The 14,485-nt window shown below is 66.5% G+C and carries 16 protein-coding genes; 13 read left to right on the forward strand and 3 right to left on the reverse strand.

Going from position 1 to position 14,485, the window contains the following annotated elements; genetic code table 11:
• Positions 1-9 precede the first annotated feature (9 nt).
• The gene (gene lpdA, locus G582_RS0103860; RefSeq protein ID WP_028838708.1) at positions 10-1,794 is read left to right on the forward strand and encodes a dihydrolipoyl dehydrogenase; all 1,785 of its coding nucleotides are present in this window, start codon (positions 10-12) and stop codon (positions 1,792-1,794) included.
• Between the two features lie 60 nt (positions 1,795-1,854).
• Here the strand turns inward: lpdA and G582_RS15385 are convergent, their stop codons facing one another.
• Complete coding sequence (locus G582_RS15385) at positions 1,855-2,067, reverse strand: DUF2061 domain-containing protein (RefSeq protein WP_051246628.1); 213 nt, start codon at positions 2,065-2,067, stop codon at positions 1,855-1,857.
• 355 nt (positions 2,068-2,422) lie between these two features.
• Between G582_RS15385 and G582_RS0103870 the strand changes: the two genes are divergently transcribed.
• From G582_RS0103870 to G582_RS0103920, 11 genes are all read left to right on the forward strand, one after another.
• Positions 2,423-2,818, forward strand: a complete 396-nt coding sequence (locus G582_RS0103870) for an ATP synthase subunit I (protein ID WP_028838709.1) — start codon at positions 2,423-2,425, stop codon at positions 2,816-2,818.
• A gap of 11 nt (positions 2,819-2,829) precedes the next feature.
• Positions 2,830-3,669 carry a F0F1 ATP synthase subunit A gene (gene atpB, locus G582_RS0103875; RefSeq protein ID WP_038052843.1) on the forward strand — a complete coding sequence of 280 codons (840 nt, stop codon included), beginning with the start codon at positions 2,830-2,832 and terminating at the stop codon, positions 3,667-3,669.
• A gap of 81 nt (positions 3,670-3,750) precedes the next feature.
• The gene (gene atpE / locus G582_RS0103880) at positions 3,751-4,029 is read left to right on the forward strand and encodes a F0F1 ATP synthase subunit C (protein WP_028838711.1); all 279 of its coding nucleotides are present in this window, start codon (positions 3,751-3,753) and stop codon (positions 4,027-4,029) included.
• Between the two features lie 134 nt (positions 4,030-4,163).
• Positions 4,164-4,634, forward strand: coding sequence for a F0F1 ATP synthase subunit B (locus G582_RS0103885; protein ID WP_028838712.1), 471 nt, complete (start codon positions 4,164-4,166; stop codon positions 4,632-4,634).
• A gap of 10 nt (positions 4,635-4,644) precedes the next feature.
• The gene (locus G582_RS0103890) at positions 4,645-5,172 is read left to right on the forward strand and encodes a F0F1 ATP synthase subunit delta (protein WP_028838713.1); all 528 of its coding nucleotides are present in this window, start codon (positions 4,645-4,647) and stop codon (positions 5,170-5,172) included.
• Between the two features lie 46 nt (positions 5,173-5,218).
• Positions 5,219-6,769 carry a F0F1 ATP synthase subunit alpha gene (gene atpA / locus G582_RS0103895; RefSeq protein ID WP_028838714.1) on the forward strand — a complete coding sequence of 517 codons (1,551 nt, stop codon included), beginning with the start codon at positions 5,219-5,221 and terminating at the stop codon, positions 6,767-6,769.
• Positions 6,770-6,866: 97 nt separating this feature from the next.
• On the forward strand, positions 6,867-7,730 hold the full coding sequence (gene atpG / locus G582_RS0103900; RefSeq protein ID WP_028838715.1) for a F0F1 ATP synthase subunit gamma: 864 nt from the start codon (positions 6,867-6,869) through the stop codon (positions 7,728-7,730).
• A 99-nt stretch (positions 7,731-7,829) separates the two neighbouring features.
• Positions 7,830-9,236, forward strand: coding sequence for a F0F1 ATP synthase subunit beta (gene atpD / locus G582_RS0103905; protein WP_028838716.1), 1,407 nt, complete (start codon positions 7,830-7,832; stop codon positions 9,234-9,236).
• Between the two features lie 9 nt (positions 9,237-9,245).
• A complete protein-coding gene (locus G582_RS0103910; RefSeq protein ID WP_028838717.1) occupies positions 9,246-9,671 on the forward strand; it encodes a F0F1 ATP synthase subunit epsilon in 426 nt (141 codons plus the stop codon).
• Positions 9,672-9,813: 142 nt separating this feature from the next.
• Entirely contained in the window at positions 9,814-10,395 is a 582-nt protein-coding gene (locus G582_RS0103915; protein ID WP_028838718.1) for a DUF4136 domain-containing protein, read from the forward strand.
• A 26-nt stretch (positions 10,396-10,421) separates the two neighbouring features.
• Positions 10,422-11,108 (forward strand): ion channel, encoded by a 687-nt coding sequence (locus G582_RS0103920; protein WP_028838719.1) that lies wholly within the window; start codon positions 10,422-10,424, stop codon positions 11,106-11,108.
• 49 nt (positions 11,109-11,157) lie between these two features.
• Here G582_RS0103920 and ppa read toward each other — a convergent pair whose 3' ends face one another.
• Entirely contained in the window at positions 11,158-11,706 is a 549-nt protein-coding gene (ppa, locus tag G582_RS0103925; RefSeq protein ID WP_028838720.1) for an inorganic diphosphatase, read from the reverse strand.
• 201 nt (positions 11,707-11,907) lie between these two features.
• On the opposite strand from ppa, the gene G582_RS0103930 reads away from it, so the two are divergent.
• A complete protein-coding gene (locus G582_RS0103930) occupies positions 11,908-13,542 on the forward strand; it encodes an NAD+ synthase (protein ID WP_028838721.1) in 1,635 nt (544 codons plus the stop codon).
• A gap of 72 nt (positions 13,543-13,614) precedes the next feature.
• On the opposite strand, the gene G582_RS15390 is transcribed toward G582_RS0103930, so the two are convergent.
• A complete protein-coding gene (locus G582_RS15390; RefSeq protein WP_038052845.1) occupies positions 13,615-14,454 on the reverse strand; it encodes an outer membrane protein assembly factor BamD in 840 nt (279 codons plus the stop codon).
• Between the last annotated feature and the right edge of the window lie 31 nt (positions 14,455-14,485).

Genomic DNA, 14,485 nt, shown 5'->3' on the forward strand with positions numbered 1-14,485 from the left:
GAGACGGACATGGCGGACATCGAATCGAAAGTGCCCGACATCGGCGGTCATGGCGACGTGCCGGTCATCGAGTTGCTGGTGGCGGTGGGCGATTCCGTGAAGAAGGACCAGGGCCTGGTCACGCTGGAATCGGACAAGGCGACCATGGAGGTTCCGGCCATTGCCGCCGGCGTGGTCAAGGCCTTGAAGGTGAAGCTCGGCGATATGGTGTCGGAGGGCAGTGTGATCGCCATCATCGACAGCGCGGAGTCGGAAGCAGCGGCGAAGCCGGTTGCCCCCGCGCCGGCCAGGACCGACGCGCCGGCACCGGCAGCGCCGCCTGCCAAGGTGGAATCGGCAGCGCCCGCATCGCAGGCCGTCGCGCCGTCCGGTCGCCAGGCCGACATCGAGTGCGCGATGGTGGTGATCGGTGCTGGCCCCGGCGGCTATACCGCCGCGTTCCGCAGCGCCGACCTCGGCCTCGACACCGTGCTGATCGAGCGCTACGCCAACCTCGGCGGGGTCTGCCTCAACGTCGGGTGCATCCCGTCGAAGGCGCTGCTGCATGCCGCCGACGTGATCGAGCAGGCCGCGCACGCCAGCGAATACGGCGTGGACTTCGGCAAGCCCAAGATCAGCATCGACAAGCTGCGCGAGTACAAGGACAAGGTGGTCGGCCAGCTCACCAGGGGGCTGGCCGGCATGGCCAAGCAGCGCAAGGTGCGCGTGGTGCAGGGCACGGCGACGTTCGTTTCCGCCAACGAGCTGGAGATCGCCGGCGCCGACGGCAAGACCCAGCTGCTGCGCTTCGCCCACTGCATCATCGCCGCGGGCAGCCAGCCGGTGAAGCTGCCGTCGTTCCCGTGGAGCGATCCGCGGATCATGGATTCCACCGACGCGCTCGACCTCGCCGAGGTGCCGAAGAAGCTGCTGGTCGTCGGCGGCGGCATCATCGGGCTGGAAATGGCCACGGTCTATCGCGCGCTGGGCGCCGAGGTCACCGTGGTGGAGTTCATGCCGCAGCTGATCCCCGGCGCCGACGCGGACCTGGTCAAGCCGCTGTCCGAGCGCCTGAAGAAGCAGGGCGTCGCCATCCACCTAAAGACCAAGGTGGTCGAGGCCAAGGCGCAAAAGAACGGCATCGCCTGCACGTTCGAGGGCGAGTCCATCCCCGACGGCAAGCTGTTCGACCGCGTGCTGGTGGCGGTGGGTCGCAGCGCCAACGGCGGCAAGCTGGGCGCGGAGAAGGCCGGCGTGCGCGTGGGCGAGCGTGGGCTGATCCCGGTCGATGCGCAGATGCGCACCAACGTGCGGCACATTTTCGCCATCGGCGACCTGGTCGGCCAACCCATGCTGGCGCACAAGGCCACCCACGAGGGCAAGCTGGCTGCGGAAGTCGCGGCCGGCGAAAAGAAGGAATGGGTGGCGCGGGTGATCCCGAGCGTGGCCTATACCGATCCGGAGATCGCGTGGGTGGGCGTCACCGAAACCGAGGCGAAGGCCAAGGGGTTGAAGGTCGGCGTCGGCAAGTTCCCGTGGGCGGCGTCGGGCCGCGCGATCGGTTTGTCGCGCACCGAAGGCTTCACCAAGCTGCTGTTCGACGAGGCCACCCATCGGGTGATCGGCGGCGGCATCGTGGGCGTGCACGCCGGTGAACTGATCTCGGAGGTCGCACTGGCCATCGAAATGGGCTGCGAGGTGCACGACATCGGCCACACCATCCACCCGCACCCCACACTGGGCGAGTCGGTGGGCATGGCGGCCGAGGTATACGACGGCAGCATCACCGATCTGTACCTCCCGAAGAAAAAGTAAGCCGGCTCATTCGGTGAGCGGCATCACAACGGCGCGGATCCAAGTCCGCGCCGTTCTGGTTCAGGCGATGAAAGCGTCGTGGTTCGACGCGCTGGCGGCGCGGCGCGTCTCGATCCGTTTCCACACCTTCTCGTGGAAGTGGAACACCACCGTGTTGCAGGCCGGCTCCACCAGCGCCAGCGCGCCGCCGATCAGCCAGCTGCCGGTCATCAGCCAGCCCACCGAGAACGCCACCAGGAAGTGCAGGGCCGCAAAGCTCAGGGTCTTGCGCATGGTCGGCCTCATTAATGCGAATGGTTCTCATTATCAAGCAACCGGTACGCCCCCGTCCAGTCGAAGATTGCGATCGCATCCATCGGTCCCGGCACGCGTCCCGCCCGGGAAAAGGAAGCCCCGGCCGGGGATGGGGCCGGGGCTTCGGGCGTCCGCAGGGGATCTGACGAGGAATTTGCGGGCGCTGCAGGTTGTGACCGGGCCCACGCTTGGAAGTTCCGGTGCATCCACACGGCTTTTGGCGGTTGCCGCTGAAAAAGAGCGCCTGCTATAATTCGGCGGCTTCGCAGGACGGTTTTCGCAACCGCCCTGCGATACCGTGCCGATACCGGCTGATTTTGCAGGGAATGTCCGCGTGCTCAATTCCGTCAACGCGGGCTGGCGGCTGGCGCTGCGGGTGGTGGTCTTCCAGATCATCGCCACGCTGGCGACGGCAGCGGCCTGCTACATCAGCGGTCCGCACGCCGCCCTCGCCGCACTGGCGGGGGGGGGGGCGATGGCGCTGGGCAGCCTGTTGGCGGCCTGGGGCGCCTTCGGTGGCGGGGTTGCCGGTGCCGGCGTGGCGCTGGGGCGCCTGCTGCTGGGCACCGCGGTGAAATGGCTGGTCGTGATCGTCGGGCTGTATCTGGCGATGGCGGTGTGGAAACTGCCGGCGGTGCCGGTATTGGCTGGGGCGGCGATGGCCGCGGCCGCCTTCGTGGTTTCGATGAAATTCGTGGCACAGCGCAGTACGACGAGGACGAACGCGTGATCCTGGAATCAATGGGGCTGGCACCTGAAGGCGGCGACACCGGTGGTGGCCTGACTGCCTACATCGTCCACCACCTGACCCACAACACCAAGCAGTTCTCGTTCGGCGCGGTCCACATGGACTCGTGGGTGGTGGCGCTTGCGCTGGGCCTGCTGGCCAGCTTCTGGCTGTGGTGGTACGCCCGCAAGGCGACCGCCGGCGTGCCGTCGAAGGGGCAGGCGTTCGTGGAGCTGGTGGTCGAGTTCGTCGACTCCGAGGTGAAGAACACCTTCCACGGCGACCGCCGCTTCATCGCGCCGCTGGCGCTGACCATCTTCGTCTGGGTGGTCTTCATGAACGCGATGGACCTGCTGCCGCTGGATATCCCCAGCGCCGCCGTGCAGGCCATCGCCGGCGAGGAAGTCGCGCACCACACCTATTTCCGGTGGGTGCCGACTGCCGACATCAACACCACCTTCGCGATGTCATTCACCGTCCTGCTGCTGATCATCTTCTATTCGATCAAGGCCAAGGGCGGCTGGGGCTTCACCAAGGAGCTGTTCACCGCGCCGTTCCACGCCGAGGGTACCTTTGCCAAGATCGTGCTGGCGCTGCCGAACCTGTTCCTCAACGTGGTCGAGTACCTGTCCAAGCCGGTCAGCCTGGGCATGCGGTTGTTCGGCAACATGTACGCCGGCGAGCTGGTGTTCATGCTGATCGCGGGCCTGTTCGTGTCCTGGTTCACCTTCCTGCCGGGCATCGTGTTCCAGTCGATGTGGGCGATCTTCCACATCCTGATCATCCTGCTGCAGGCCTACATCTTCATGGTGCTGACCGTCGTCTACCTGGCGATGGCGCACGAGCACCACTGATCCATCGCTGTACCCGGTTCCGCTTCACCTTCCGTCGTTCCACCTTCAATTCACCGCAAGCACCGCAACTGGAGATCCACCATGGAATTCATCGCCCAAGTCCAGGCCTACACCGCCATCGCCATCGGCATCATCGTCGGCCTGGGTGCCCTCGCCGCCGCCCTCGGCATCGGCATCATGGGCAGCAAGTTCCTCGAGTCCGCCGCCCGCCAGCCGGAGCTGGTGCCGATGCTGCAGGGTCGCATGTTCCTGCTCGCGGGCCTGATCGACGCGGCGTTCCTGATCGGCGTCGGCGTGGCGATGATGTTCGCGTTCGCCAACCCGCTGCTGGCCGCCGTGCAGGCTGCCGCCGGCGCCTGATCGCGTCGCATGGTGAAGGTGCGCGCCGCCCGTGGGTGGCGCGTGCCGGCAACATCGCGCCGCGGCATGTCGCCGCGGCGCAGCCTTGAAGAACGCCCCGCAGCGCCGGGTCTTCTGAAACGTCAGGTCACGACATGAATCCGAATATCACCCTGCTGGGCCAGATGATCAGCTTCGCGATCCTCATCTGGTTCTCCGTCAAGTTCATCTGGCCGCCCCTGATCAAGGCGATCGAGGAGCGCCAGCAGAAGATCGCCGAAGGCCTGGCCGCCGCCGACAACGCGCAGAAGAACCTCGCGCAGGCCGACGCCAAGGTCGCCGACGAACTGAAGGCTGCCCGCGCCAAGGCCAACGAAATCATCGAGCAGGCCCACCAGCGCGCCAATGCGCTGATCGATGCGGCCAAGGCTGACGCGATCGCCGAAGGCACGCGCCAGAAGGCGCTGGCCGAAGCCGAGATCGAGGCTGCCGCCAACCGTGCCAAGGAAGACCTGCGCAAGCAGGTGTCCCTGCTCGCCGTCACCGGCGCCGAGAAGCTGCTCAAGCGCGAGATCAACGCCAACGACCAGAAGGCGCTGATCGACGAGCTGGCCGCGCAGCTCTGAGGCCCGACCGATGAGCCAGGCCCTCACTCTTGCCCGTCCCTACGCCCGCGCCGCCTTCGCGGTGGCGCGCGGGGCTGGCGCGCTGCCAGGTTGGTCCGCCGCGCTGGCTTTCGCCGCCCGCGTCGCTGCCGAGCCGCAGGTCGCCGTGCTGCTGGACAACCCGAAGCTGACCCGCGCCGACGTGATTGCGCTGCTGTCGCCCGATGGCGCGCAGGACGCGTTCCACAACCTGCTTGGGCTGCTGTTCGACAACCGCCGGCTGCCGCTGTTGCCGGAGATCGTCGGCCTGTTCGACGAGTTGCGCTTCGAAGCCGAACGCGTCGTACGCGCGAAGGTCACTTCCGCCGCAACGCTGGCGGAAGCGGAGCTTGCGACGATCAAGGCCGCGCTGCGCAAGCGCTTTGGTCGCGAGGTCGAGATCGAGACGGCGATCGACGAAAGCCTGATCGGCGGCGCGTTGATCGCGGCCTCCGACATCGTCATCGACGGGTCGATCAAGGGCAAGCTGGAGCGCCTGCAGTCGGCGCTGTCGAACTAATTCATTTGCACACGCGGGCGGCAACGCCGGCACCAAGGAAACCAAGATGGCTACCACCACGCTCAACCCGTCCGAAATCAGCGAACTGATCAAGACCCGCATCGAGAAGGTCGCGCTCGCCGCCGAAGCACGCAACGAAGGCACCGTGACCTCGGTGTCCGACGGCATCGTGCGCATCCACGGCCTGGCCGACGTGATGCAGGGCGAAATGATCGAACTGCCGGGCAACACCACCGCGCTGGCGCTGAACCTGGAGCGCGACTCGGTGGGCGCGGTGGTGCTGGGTGACTACGAGCACCTGCGCGAAGGCGACGTGGCCAAGACCACCGGCCAGATCCTGTCGGTGCCGACCGGCCCCGAGCTGCTGGGCCGCGTGGTCAACGCGCTGGGCGAGCCGATCGACGGCAAGGGCCCGATCGACGCCAAGACCCATTCGCCGGTGGAAACCATCGCCCCGGGCGTGATCTGGCGCAAGTCGGTCGACCAGCCGGTGCAGACCGGCTACAAGTCGGTTGACAGCATGATCCCGATCGGCCGCGGCCAGCGCGAGCTGATCATCGGCGACCGCCAGACCGGCAAGACCGCGCTGGCGATCGACGCGATCATCAACCAGAAGAACTCCGGCATCCGCTGCGTGTACGTGGCGATCGGCCAGAAGAACAGCACCATCGCCAACATCGTGCGCAAGCTGGAAGAGTTCGGCGCGATGGCCTACACCACCGTCGTCGCCGCCTCGGCCTCCGAGTCCGCCGCGATGCAGTACATCAGCGCCTACTCCGGCTGCGCGATGGGCGAGTACTTCCGCGACCGCGGCGAAGACGCGCTGATCGTGTACGACGATCTGTCCAAGCAGGCCGTGGCCTACCGCCAGATCTCGCTGCTGCTGCGCCGCCCGCCGGGCCGCGAAGCCTATCCGGGCGACGTGTTCTACCTGCACAGCCGCCTGCTGGAGCGCGCCGCGCGCGTGTCCGAGGACTATGTCGAGAAGTTCACCAACGGCGCGGTGAAGGGCAAGACCGGCTCGCTGACCGCGCTGCCGATCATCGAAACCCAGGCCGGCGACGTGTCGGCATTCGTGCCGACCAACGTGATCTCGATCACCGACGGCCAGATCTTCCTGGAGACCGACCTGTTCAACGCCGGCATCCGCCCGGCCGTGAACGCCGGCATCTCGGTGTCGCGCGTGGGTGGCGCGGCGCAGACCAAGATCATGAAGAAGCTGTCCGGCGGCATCCGCATCGCGCTGGCGCAGTACCGTGAGCTCGCCGCGTTCGCGCAGTTCGCCTCCGACCTGGACGACGCCACCCGCAAGCAGCTCGAGCGCGGCCAGCGCGTCACCGAGCTGATGAAGCAGAAGCAGTACGCGCCGATGTCGGTGGCGCAGCAGGCGCTGTCGATCTACGCGGTCGACAAGGCCTATCTGGACGACGTGCCGGTGGGCAAGGTGCTGGCGTTCGAGGAAGGCCTGCAGGCCCACTTCGCCAATACCGCCGGCGAGCTGATTGCGCAGATCGACGCCACCGGCAACTGGAACGACGACATCGAAGCCGCGTTCAAGAAGGGCATCGAAGAGTTCAAGACCACCGGCAGCTGGTAATCCAGGCATCCATGTAGGAGGGGCGTTCTTTTCCCCGATCGCATATGGCAGTCGCGGCTGAAGCCGCTCCTACAGAACAGCAGCAGCGAGAGAAGAGATGGCAGGCGGACGCGAAATCAAAACCAAGATCAAGAGCGTGCAGAACACCCGCAAGGTGACGCGCGCGCTCGAAATGGTCTCGGCCTCCAAGATCCGCAAGGCGCAGGAACGGATGAAGGCCTCGCGCCCGTACGCGCGGGCGATGAAGCAGCTGATCGGCCACCTGGCGCAGGCCAATACCGACTACCGCCATCCGTACCTGGTGCAGCGCGAGAACGTGAAGCGCGTCGGCTACATCGTGGTGTCGTCGGACCGCGGCCTGGCCGGCGGCCTGAACAACAACATGTTCCGCAAGCTGCTGGTCGAGTTCCGCGCGCTGCAGGAACAGGGCATCGAAGTCGACGTGGTCACCATCGGCCAGAAGGCCTCGGTGTTCTTCCGCCGGATCAAGGTCGGCATGCTGGGCTCGGTGACCCATCTCGGCGACGCGCCGAAGCTGGAGCAGCTGATCGGCGTGGTCAAGGTGATGCTGGACGCCTACACCGACGGCAAGGTCGACAAGGTGTTCCTGGCGTACAACGACTTCGTCAACACCATGACCCAGAAGGCCACCTTCGACCAGCTGCTGCCGCTGCCGCCGGCGGAAACGCAGATGGCCAAGCACGAGTGGGACTACATCTACGAGCCGGACGCCGAATCCGTGCTGGAGCACGTGCTGACCCGTTACATCGAGTCGCTGGTGTACCAGGCGGTGATGGAGAACGTCGCTTCCGAGCATGCCGCGCGCATGGTCGCGATGAAGGCCGCGAGCGACAACGCCAGCAAGCTGATCGACACCCTGAACCTCGTCTACAACAAGGCGCGCCAGGCGGCGATCACCCAGGAAATTTCCGAGATCGTCGGCGGCGCCGCCGCGGTTTGAAACCAATTCCTGTAGGAGCGGCCTGCGCCGCGACCGGGAAAAGTTCGCGGCTGTGGCCGCTCCTACAAAGCAGCATCAGAGAGTCTTGAGGAAACAACCATGAGCAACCAGGGCAAGGTCGTACAGATCATCGGCGCGGTCGTCGACGTCGAATTCCCGCGCGAGAGCGTGCCGAGGGTGTACGACGCGCTGAAGGTGCAGAACACTGCCATCACGCTGGAAGTGCAGCAGCAGCTGGGCGACGGCGTGGTGCGCACGATCGCCCTCGGCTCGACCGACGGCCTGAAGCGCAACCTGATTGCCGAGAACACCGGCCGCGCGATCTCGGTGCCGGTCGGCATCGGCACGCTGGGCCGCATCATGGACGTGCTGGGCAACCCGATCGACGAAGCCGGTCCGGTGCAGGCCGACACCACGTGGGAAATCCACCGTGCCGCGCCGTCGTACGAAGACCAGGCCTCGACCACCGAGCTGCTGGAAACCGGCATCAAGGTGATCGACCTGATGTGCCCGTTCGCCAAGGGCGGCAAGGTCGGCCTGTTCGGCGGCGCCGGCGTGGGCAAGACCGTCAACATGATGGAACTGATCAACAACATCGCAACCGAACACAGCGGCCTGTCGGTGTTCGCCGGCGTGGGCGAGCGCACCCGCGAAGGCAACGACTTCTACCACGAGATGCAGGAGTCGGGCGTCGTCAACGTGCAGGAACACGCCAAGTCCAAGGTGGCGATGGTGTACGGCCAGATGAACGAGCCGCCGGGCAACCGCCTGCGCGTCGCGCTGACCGGCCTGACCATGGCCGAGTACTTCCGCGACGAAGGCCGCGACGTGCTGCTGTTCGTGGACAACATCTACCGCTACACCCTGGCCGGCACCGAAGTGTCGGCGCTGCTGGGCCGCATGCCGTCGGCGGTGGGTTACCAGCCGACCTTGGCCGAGGAAATGGGCGTTCTGCAGGAGCGCATCACCTCGACCAAGAAGGGCTCCATCACCTCGATCCAGGCCGTGTACGTGCCCGCGGACGACCTGACCGACCCGTCGCCGGCGACCACCTTCGCCCACCTCGACGCCACCGTCGTGCTGTCGCGCAACATCGCGTCCCTGGGCATCTACCCGGCGGTCGACCCGCTGGACTCGACCAGCCGCCAGCTGGATCCGAACGTGATCGGCAACGAGCACTACGACACCGCGCGCAAGGTCCAGGCCACGCTGCAGAAGTACAAGGAACTGAAGGACATCATCGCGATCCTGGGCATGGACGAGCTGTCCGAAGAGGACAAGCAGGCCGTGTCGCGCGCGCGCAAGATCGAGCGCTTCTTCAGCCAGCCCTTCCACGTGGCCGAAGTGTTCACCGGCTCGCCAGGCAAGTACGTGCCGCTGAAGGAAACCATCCGCGGCTTCAAGGGCATCGTCGACGGCGACTACGACCACCTGCCGGAACAGGCGTTCTACATGGTCGGCTCGATCGAAGAAGCGGTCGAGAAGGCCAAGAAGATCGCGGCTTAAGGAATCGTCATGGCATCCACCATCCGTTGCGACATCGTCAGCGCCGAAGCCGAGATCTTCCACGGTGAAGCCGAACTGGTCGTCGCCACCGGCGAGCTGGGCGAACTGGGCATCGCGCCCAAGCACGCCCCGCTGATCACCCGCCTGAAGCCGGGCAAGGTCGTGGTGACCCTGCCGGGCGGCGAGAAGCTGGACTTCGCGATTTCCGGCGGCATGCTGGAAGTGCAGCCGACGGTGGTGACCGTGCTGGCCGACACCGCGATCCGCGCCGACGAGATCGACGAGGCCGCGGTGCGATCCGCCAAGGAAGAAGCCGAGCGCATCATCGCCCGTCGCGGCGAGGCGATGGAAATCGCCGAAGCGCAGCAGCGCCTGGCCGAGGTCACCGCGCAGCTGCAGGCGCTGGAACGCCTGCGCAAGAACCTGCGCCACTGATCCAGGCTTGCCGGCGGCTGAATGCAAAACCCCGCTTCCAGCGGGGTTTTGTTTTTTTTGTGCATCGGGCGCGCTGTCGTTCATGCGCCATCTCCACGCCGGTGCGATCATCATGGGCCTATGTCCCGTCGGGAGAACCACCATGCGTTCCATCCGAGTTCTTGCCTGCACCCTGCTGGCCGCCGCCACGCTGGGGCTTTCCGCCTGCGCCACCGGCCCCACGGTGCGCACCGACGGCGATCCGACCGCCAGTTTCGCCCAGTACCGCACCTGGGGCTTCTACAAGCCGGTCGCGATGGAGCAGTCCGGCTACTCCAGCTGGATCTCCGAGCGCATCCGCGCCGACGTGCGCCGCGAAATGGAGGCACTTGGCTACCGCTATGTCGCCGAAGGCGGCGACTTGCTGGTCAATTTCCAGGGCGTGGTGGAAGACCGCACCGCCGTCTGGAGCATGCCGCGCACCGACTTGCAGTGGTTCTACAGCTATCGCCACCGAAGCTATGTCGCCGTGCCGTTCTGGTACGACGAAACCCAGGTGCGCAACTACCGCGAAGGCACCCTGACTGTCGACCTGGTCGACGGCAAGCGCAACCGCATGGTGTGGACGGGCGCGGCCAGCGCGCCGGCGGCAGGCAGCAAGACGCCGCCGGAAAAGCGCATGGCCGACATCGACCGCGCCATCGCTGCGATCTTCGCCAAGTATCCGCATCGGGCCACGCCGTAAGCGCCTGAGGCAGCGGCGGCATAGCGATGGGAACGGCATCCTGGCGCGCCCGGCGCTGGCGCGTCATCGCCAAGCGTCACCCGTCCGCGTTCCTGCTGGCGGCGCAGCTGCTGAGTCTGCTGGTCTATCCGCTGATGGACGACGGCAGCGGTGGGCGCCTGCTGTTCGGCGCGGTCGCGTTGGTGGTGGTGCCGCTGGCGTTGTGGGTGGTGATGCGCAGCCCGCTGATGAACTGGATCGGCTGGCTGCTGGCGATCCCCGCGATGGCGTTGACGGTGCTGGGCGTGCTGTTCGGATACGATGCACTGCTGCCGTTTTCGGCCTTGCTGGAAGCGGCGCTGTATTTCTATGCGGCAGGCGGCCTGATCGCCTACATGCTGCGGGACCACGAGGTGACGGCCGACGAACTGTTCGCCGCGGGCGCCACCTTCACCCTGCTGGCCTGGGGTTTCGGCTACGCCTATCTGGCCTGCCAAGCCTGGAATCCGGGCAGCTTCACCGGCATCGAGCCGGAGCGGCAGCGTCGCTGGCTCGACCTGCTGTTCTACAGCTTCAGCAACCTGTCCGCGACCGGGCTGGGCGATACGCTGCCGCTGACCGCCCCGGCGAAGGTGCTGACCATGCTGGAGCAGTTCGCCGGCGTGGGCTATATCGCCACCGTGGTGTCGCGGCTGATCGGCTTGACCATCCTCCGCCACGACCGGCGCGACTGAAGTCGCGCTGGCGAACGGCGCGGCGGCGCCCGCCGTTCCGGGTGGGCAATCAGAACTTCGGCTTGTCTTCGCTGGCTTGGTAGCGCGCCATCGCCTCGACCAGGATCTGCTTGGCTTCAACGGCGCCGCCCCAGCCATCCAGCTTCACCCACTTGCCGTCTTCGAGATCCTTGTAGTGCTCGAAGAAGTGGCCGATGCGCTGCAGCCAGTGCTTGCTGACCTTTTCGATGTCGTCGATGTGGCTGTAGCCGGCGAACACCTTGTCGATCGGCACCGCGAGGATCTTCTCGTCGCTGCCGGCCTCGTCGCTCATCTTCAGCACGCCGACCGGGCGGCAGCGGATCACCGAGCCCGGCACCAGCGGCAGCGGCAGGATCACCAGCACGTCGGCCGGGTCGCCATCGCCGCAGACAGTGTAGGGCACGTAGCCGTAGTTGCACGGGTAGCGCATCGGGGTGGACAGGATGCGGTCGACGAAGATCGCGCCTGAGGCCTTGTCCACCTCGTACTTGACCGGCTCGGCGTCCTTGGGGATTTCGATGATGACGTTGATTTCTTCCGGCGGGTTCTTGCCGGTGGGGACGAGGTCCAGGCCCATGTTGGTTGCTCCGACGTGCGTGCCGCACCCGGAGGGGCGCAGCGGTGGATAGAGGGGGAGGCCGGGCATTTTACCCGTTGCGCGCGGTAGCGGTGCGCAGCGGACGGCGCGCCGGGATGGAGCCTGTATCCTTGCAGCGCCCTTCGCCGACGCTTTCGCGGCGTGGCTCGGGCGGATCCGCACCGCTTCAGGATGGTTCCGATGACGCAAAACCTCCGCATCGCGATGGCGCAGTTCGATTTCCCGGTCGGAGACGTCGCCGGGAACGCGGCGCGCATCGCCGAGATGATCACCTTCGCCCGCGACGAATACGCCGCCGACGTGGTGCTGTTCCCCGAGCTGGCGCTGTCCGGCTACCCGCCGGAAGACCTGCTGCTGCGGCCGGCGTTCCTGCGCGCCTGCGAAACCGCGATGATCGGCATCGCGGCGCAGGCGCGCGGCATCGTCGCCGTGGTCGGCTGGCCGCAGGCGGCCGGCAGCGTGGTCTACAACGCTGCCAGTGTGCTGCGCGACGGCGCCATCGAAACGACCTACCGCAAGCGCGAACTGCCGAACTACGCGGTGTTCGACGAGCGCCGCTATTTCGACGTCGACCCGGATCGCGAGGACTGCGTGTTCGAGGTCAACGGTGCCCGGATCGGGCTGGTGATCTGCGAGGACCTGTGGTTCCCCGAACCTGCTGCCTCCACCGTGGCCGCCGGCGCGCAGCTGGTGCTGGTGCCGAACGCCTCGCCCTATGAACACGACAAGCACGCCGAGCGCGACGCCCTGTTGGCGCAGCGCGCCAGCGAGACCGGCGCCGCGTTCGCCTATCTGAACGTGGTGGGCGGGCAGGATGCGCTGGTGTTCGACGGTGCTTCGGTGGTGGCCGACGGCGACGGCAACGTGCATCCGGCGGCGTTGGCGTTCGAGGAACAATGGCTGGTGGTGGATTTCGATCCCGAGATGCGCCGGTTCGCCCCGCTGCAGTGGACGGTGGATGGCGACGAGAGCCGCGATGCGCTGGTCTGGCGTGCGGTAGTGCGCGGCACTCGCGATTACTGCCGCAAGAACGGCTTCGACAGGGTCTGGCTGGGGCTGTCCGGCGGCATCGATTCGGCGCTGGTGCTGGCGATCGCCGCCGATGCGCTGGGCGCGGAGAACGTCACCGCGGTCAGGATGCCGTCGCGCTACACCGCCGAGATGTCCAACGACCTGGCGCGCGAGCAGTGTGATGCGATGGGGGTGGCGATGGTCACCCTGCCGATCGAAAAGCCCTTCCAGGGCTATCTGGAGGCGCTCGGCCAGGTGTTTGCCGGCCAACCGGTGGACATCACCGAGGAGAACTTGCAGTCGCGGGTGCGCGGCGCGCTGATGATGGCGCTGTCCAACAAATTCGGCGGGCTGCTGCTGACCACCGGCAACAAGAGTGAGTACGCGGTGGGCTACGCGACCATCTACGGCGATATGTGCGGCGGCTATGCACCGCTCAAGGATCTGTACAAGACGGAAGTGTTCGCGCTCGCGCGCTGGCGCAATACGGTGGGCGACCGGGTCGTCCCGCAGGCGGTGATCGATCGGCCGCCATCCGCCGAACTGCGCGAGAACCAGCTCGACCAGGATTCGCTGCCGCCCTATGACGTGCTGGACGCGATCCTGCAGCGGCATGTCGACCAGGAACAGTCGCGTGCGGAAATCGTGGCTGCCGGCTTCGATGCCGCTACCGTGGACAGGGTGCTGCGGCTGGTGCGGATCGGCGAATGGAAGCGCCACCAGGCGGCGCCGGGGCCGAAGGTCAGCCGGCGCGCATTCGGCCGCGAGCGCCGCTATCCGGTCAGCAGCGGCTGGCGCGAGTAACCACGCTGGATCGAAAACGAAACAGGCCGGCGAAAGCCGGCCCGTCCGTTTGCAACCTGCGTTGCCGCTGGCTCAGCGCGATTCGCCGGTGAACGGGTTCAGGCGCTTGAGCATGCTCGGGTCCTTCGGCCAGTGGCCGGCCAGCCACGGGTGTTGCGGGTCGTTCTGCTCCAGCACGCGCCTGGCGTCCGCGGCCAACACGGCATTGCCCAGCCGCGTATAGGCTTCGCCCAGCAGCGCCACCGCGTCGTTCTGGTATTCGCTTTGCGGATAGGTTTCCAGCAGGTAGGTGGCGCGGTCGGCGGCCGAAACCCAGGCGCCGCGGCGCAGGTAGTACAGGCCGGTGTTCAGCTCGAAGCGCGCGAACTCATTGCGCAGGAACACCATGCGCTGGCGGGCGTCGGCGGTGTACTGGCTGTTGGGGTAGCGGGTGGCGACGATACTGAAGTCGTTGTAGGCCTGCAGCGGCGCGGCCAGGTCGCGGGTGCTGGTGTCGAGGTTGAACGCGCGCGCCATGAACACCGTGTTGCGCGCCATGTTGGACAGGCCGCGCAGGTAGTACAGGTAGGCGATGTTCCGGTGGGTCGGGTAGGTGCGGATGAAGCGATCGATGGTGGAGATCGCGTCTTCGTGCTTGCCGGCCTTGTAGTAGGCGTAGGCCTGCTCCATCAGCGCCTGTTCGGTGAATGGGCCGTAGGGATACTGCGCAATCAGCCGGCCGAAGACTTCGCTGGCGTTGGACCAGCGGCCCTTTTCCATGTTGTCGTGGGCGCGGTCGTAGAGCTCGCCCACCGGCAGCCCCTCGTTCTTGTTCTTGTCCTTGAACATCGTCTTGACGCTGGAGCAGCCGGTGACGGCAACCACGAGCGCGAGTACAAGGGCGGGGCGCAGCAGGACGGAACGCTGGGACATGGGCATCGAACGGGCGCCGGGGGCATGAAGG

Source organism: Thermomonas fusca DSM 15424 (genome assembly GCF_000423885.1).
Classification (GTDB): Bacteria; Pseudomonadota; Gammaproteobacteria; order Xanthomonadales; family Xanthomonadaceae; genus Thermomonas; species Thermomonas fusca.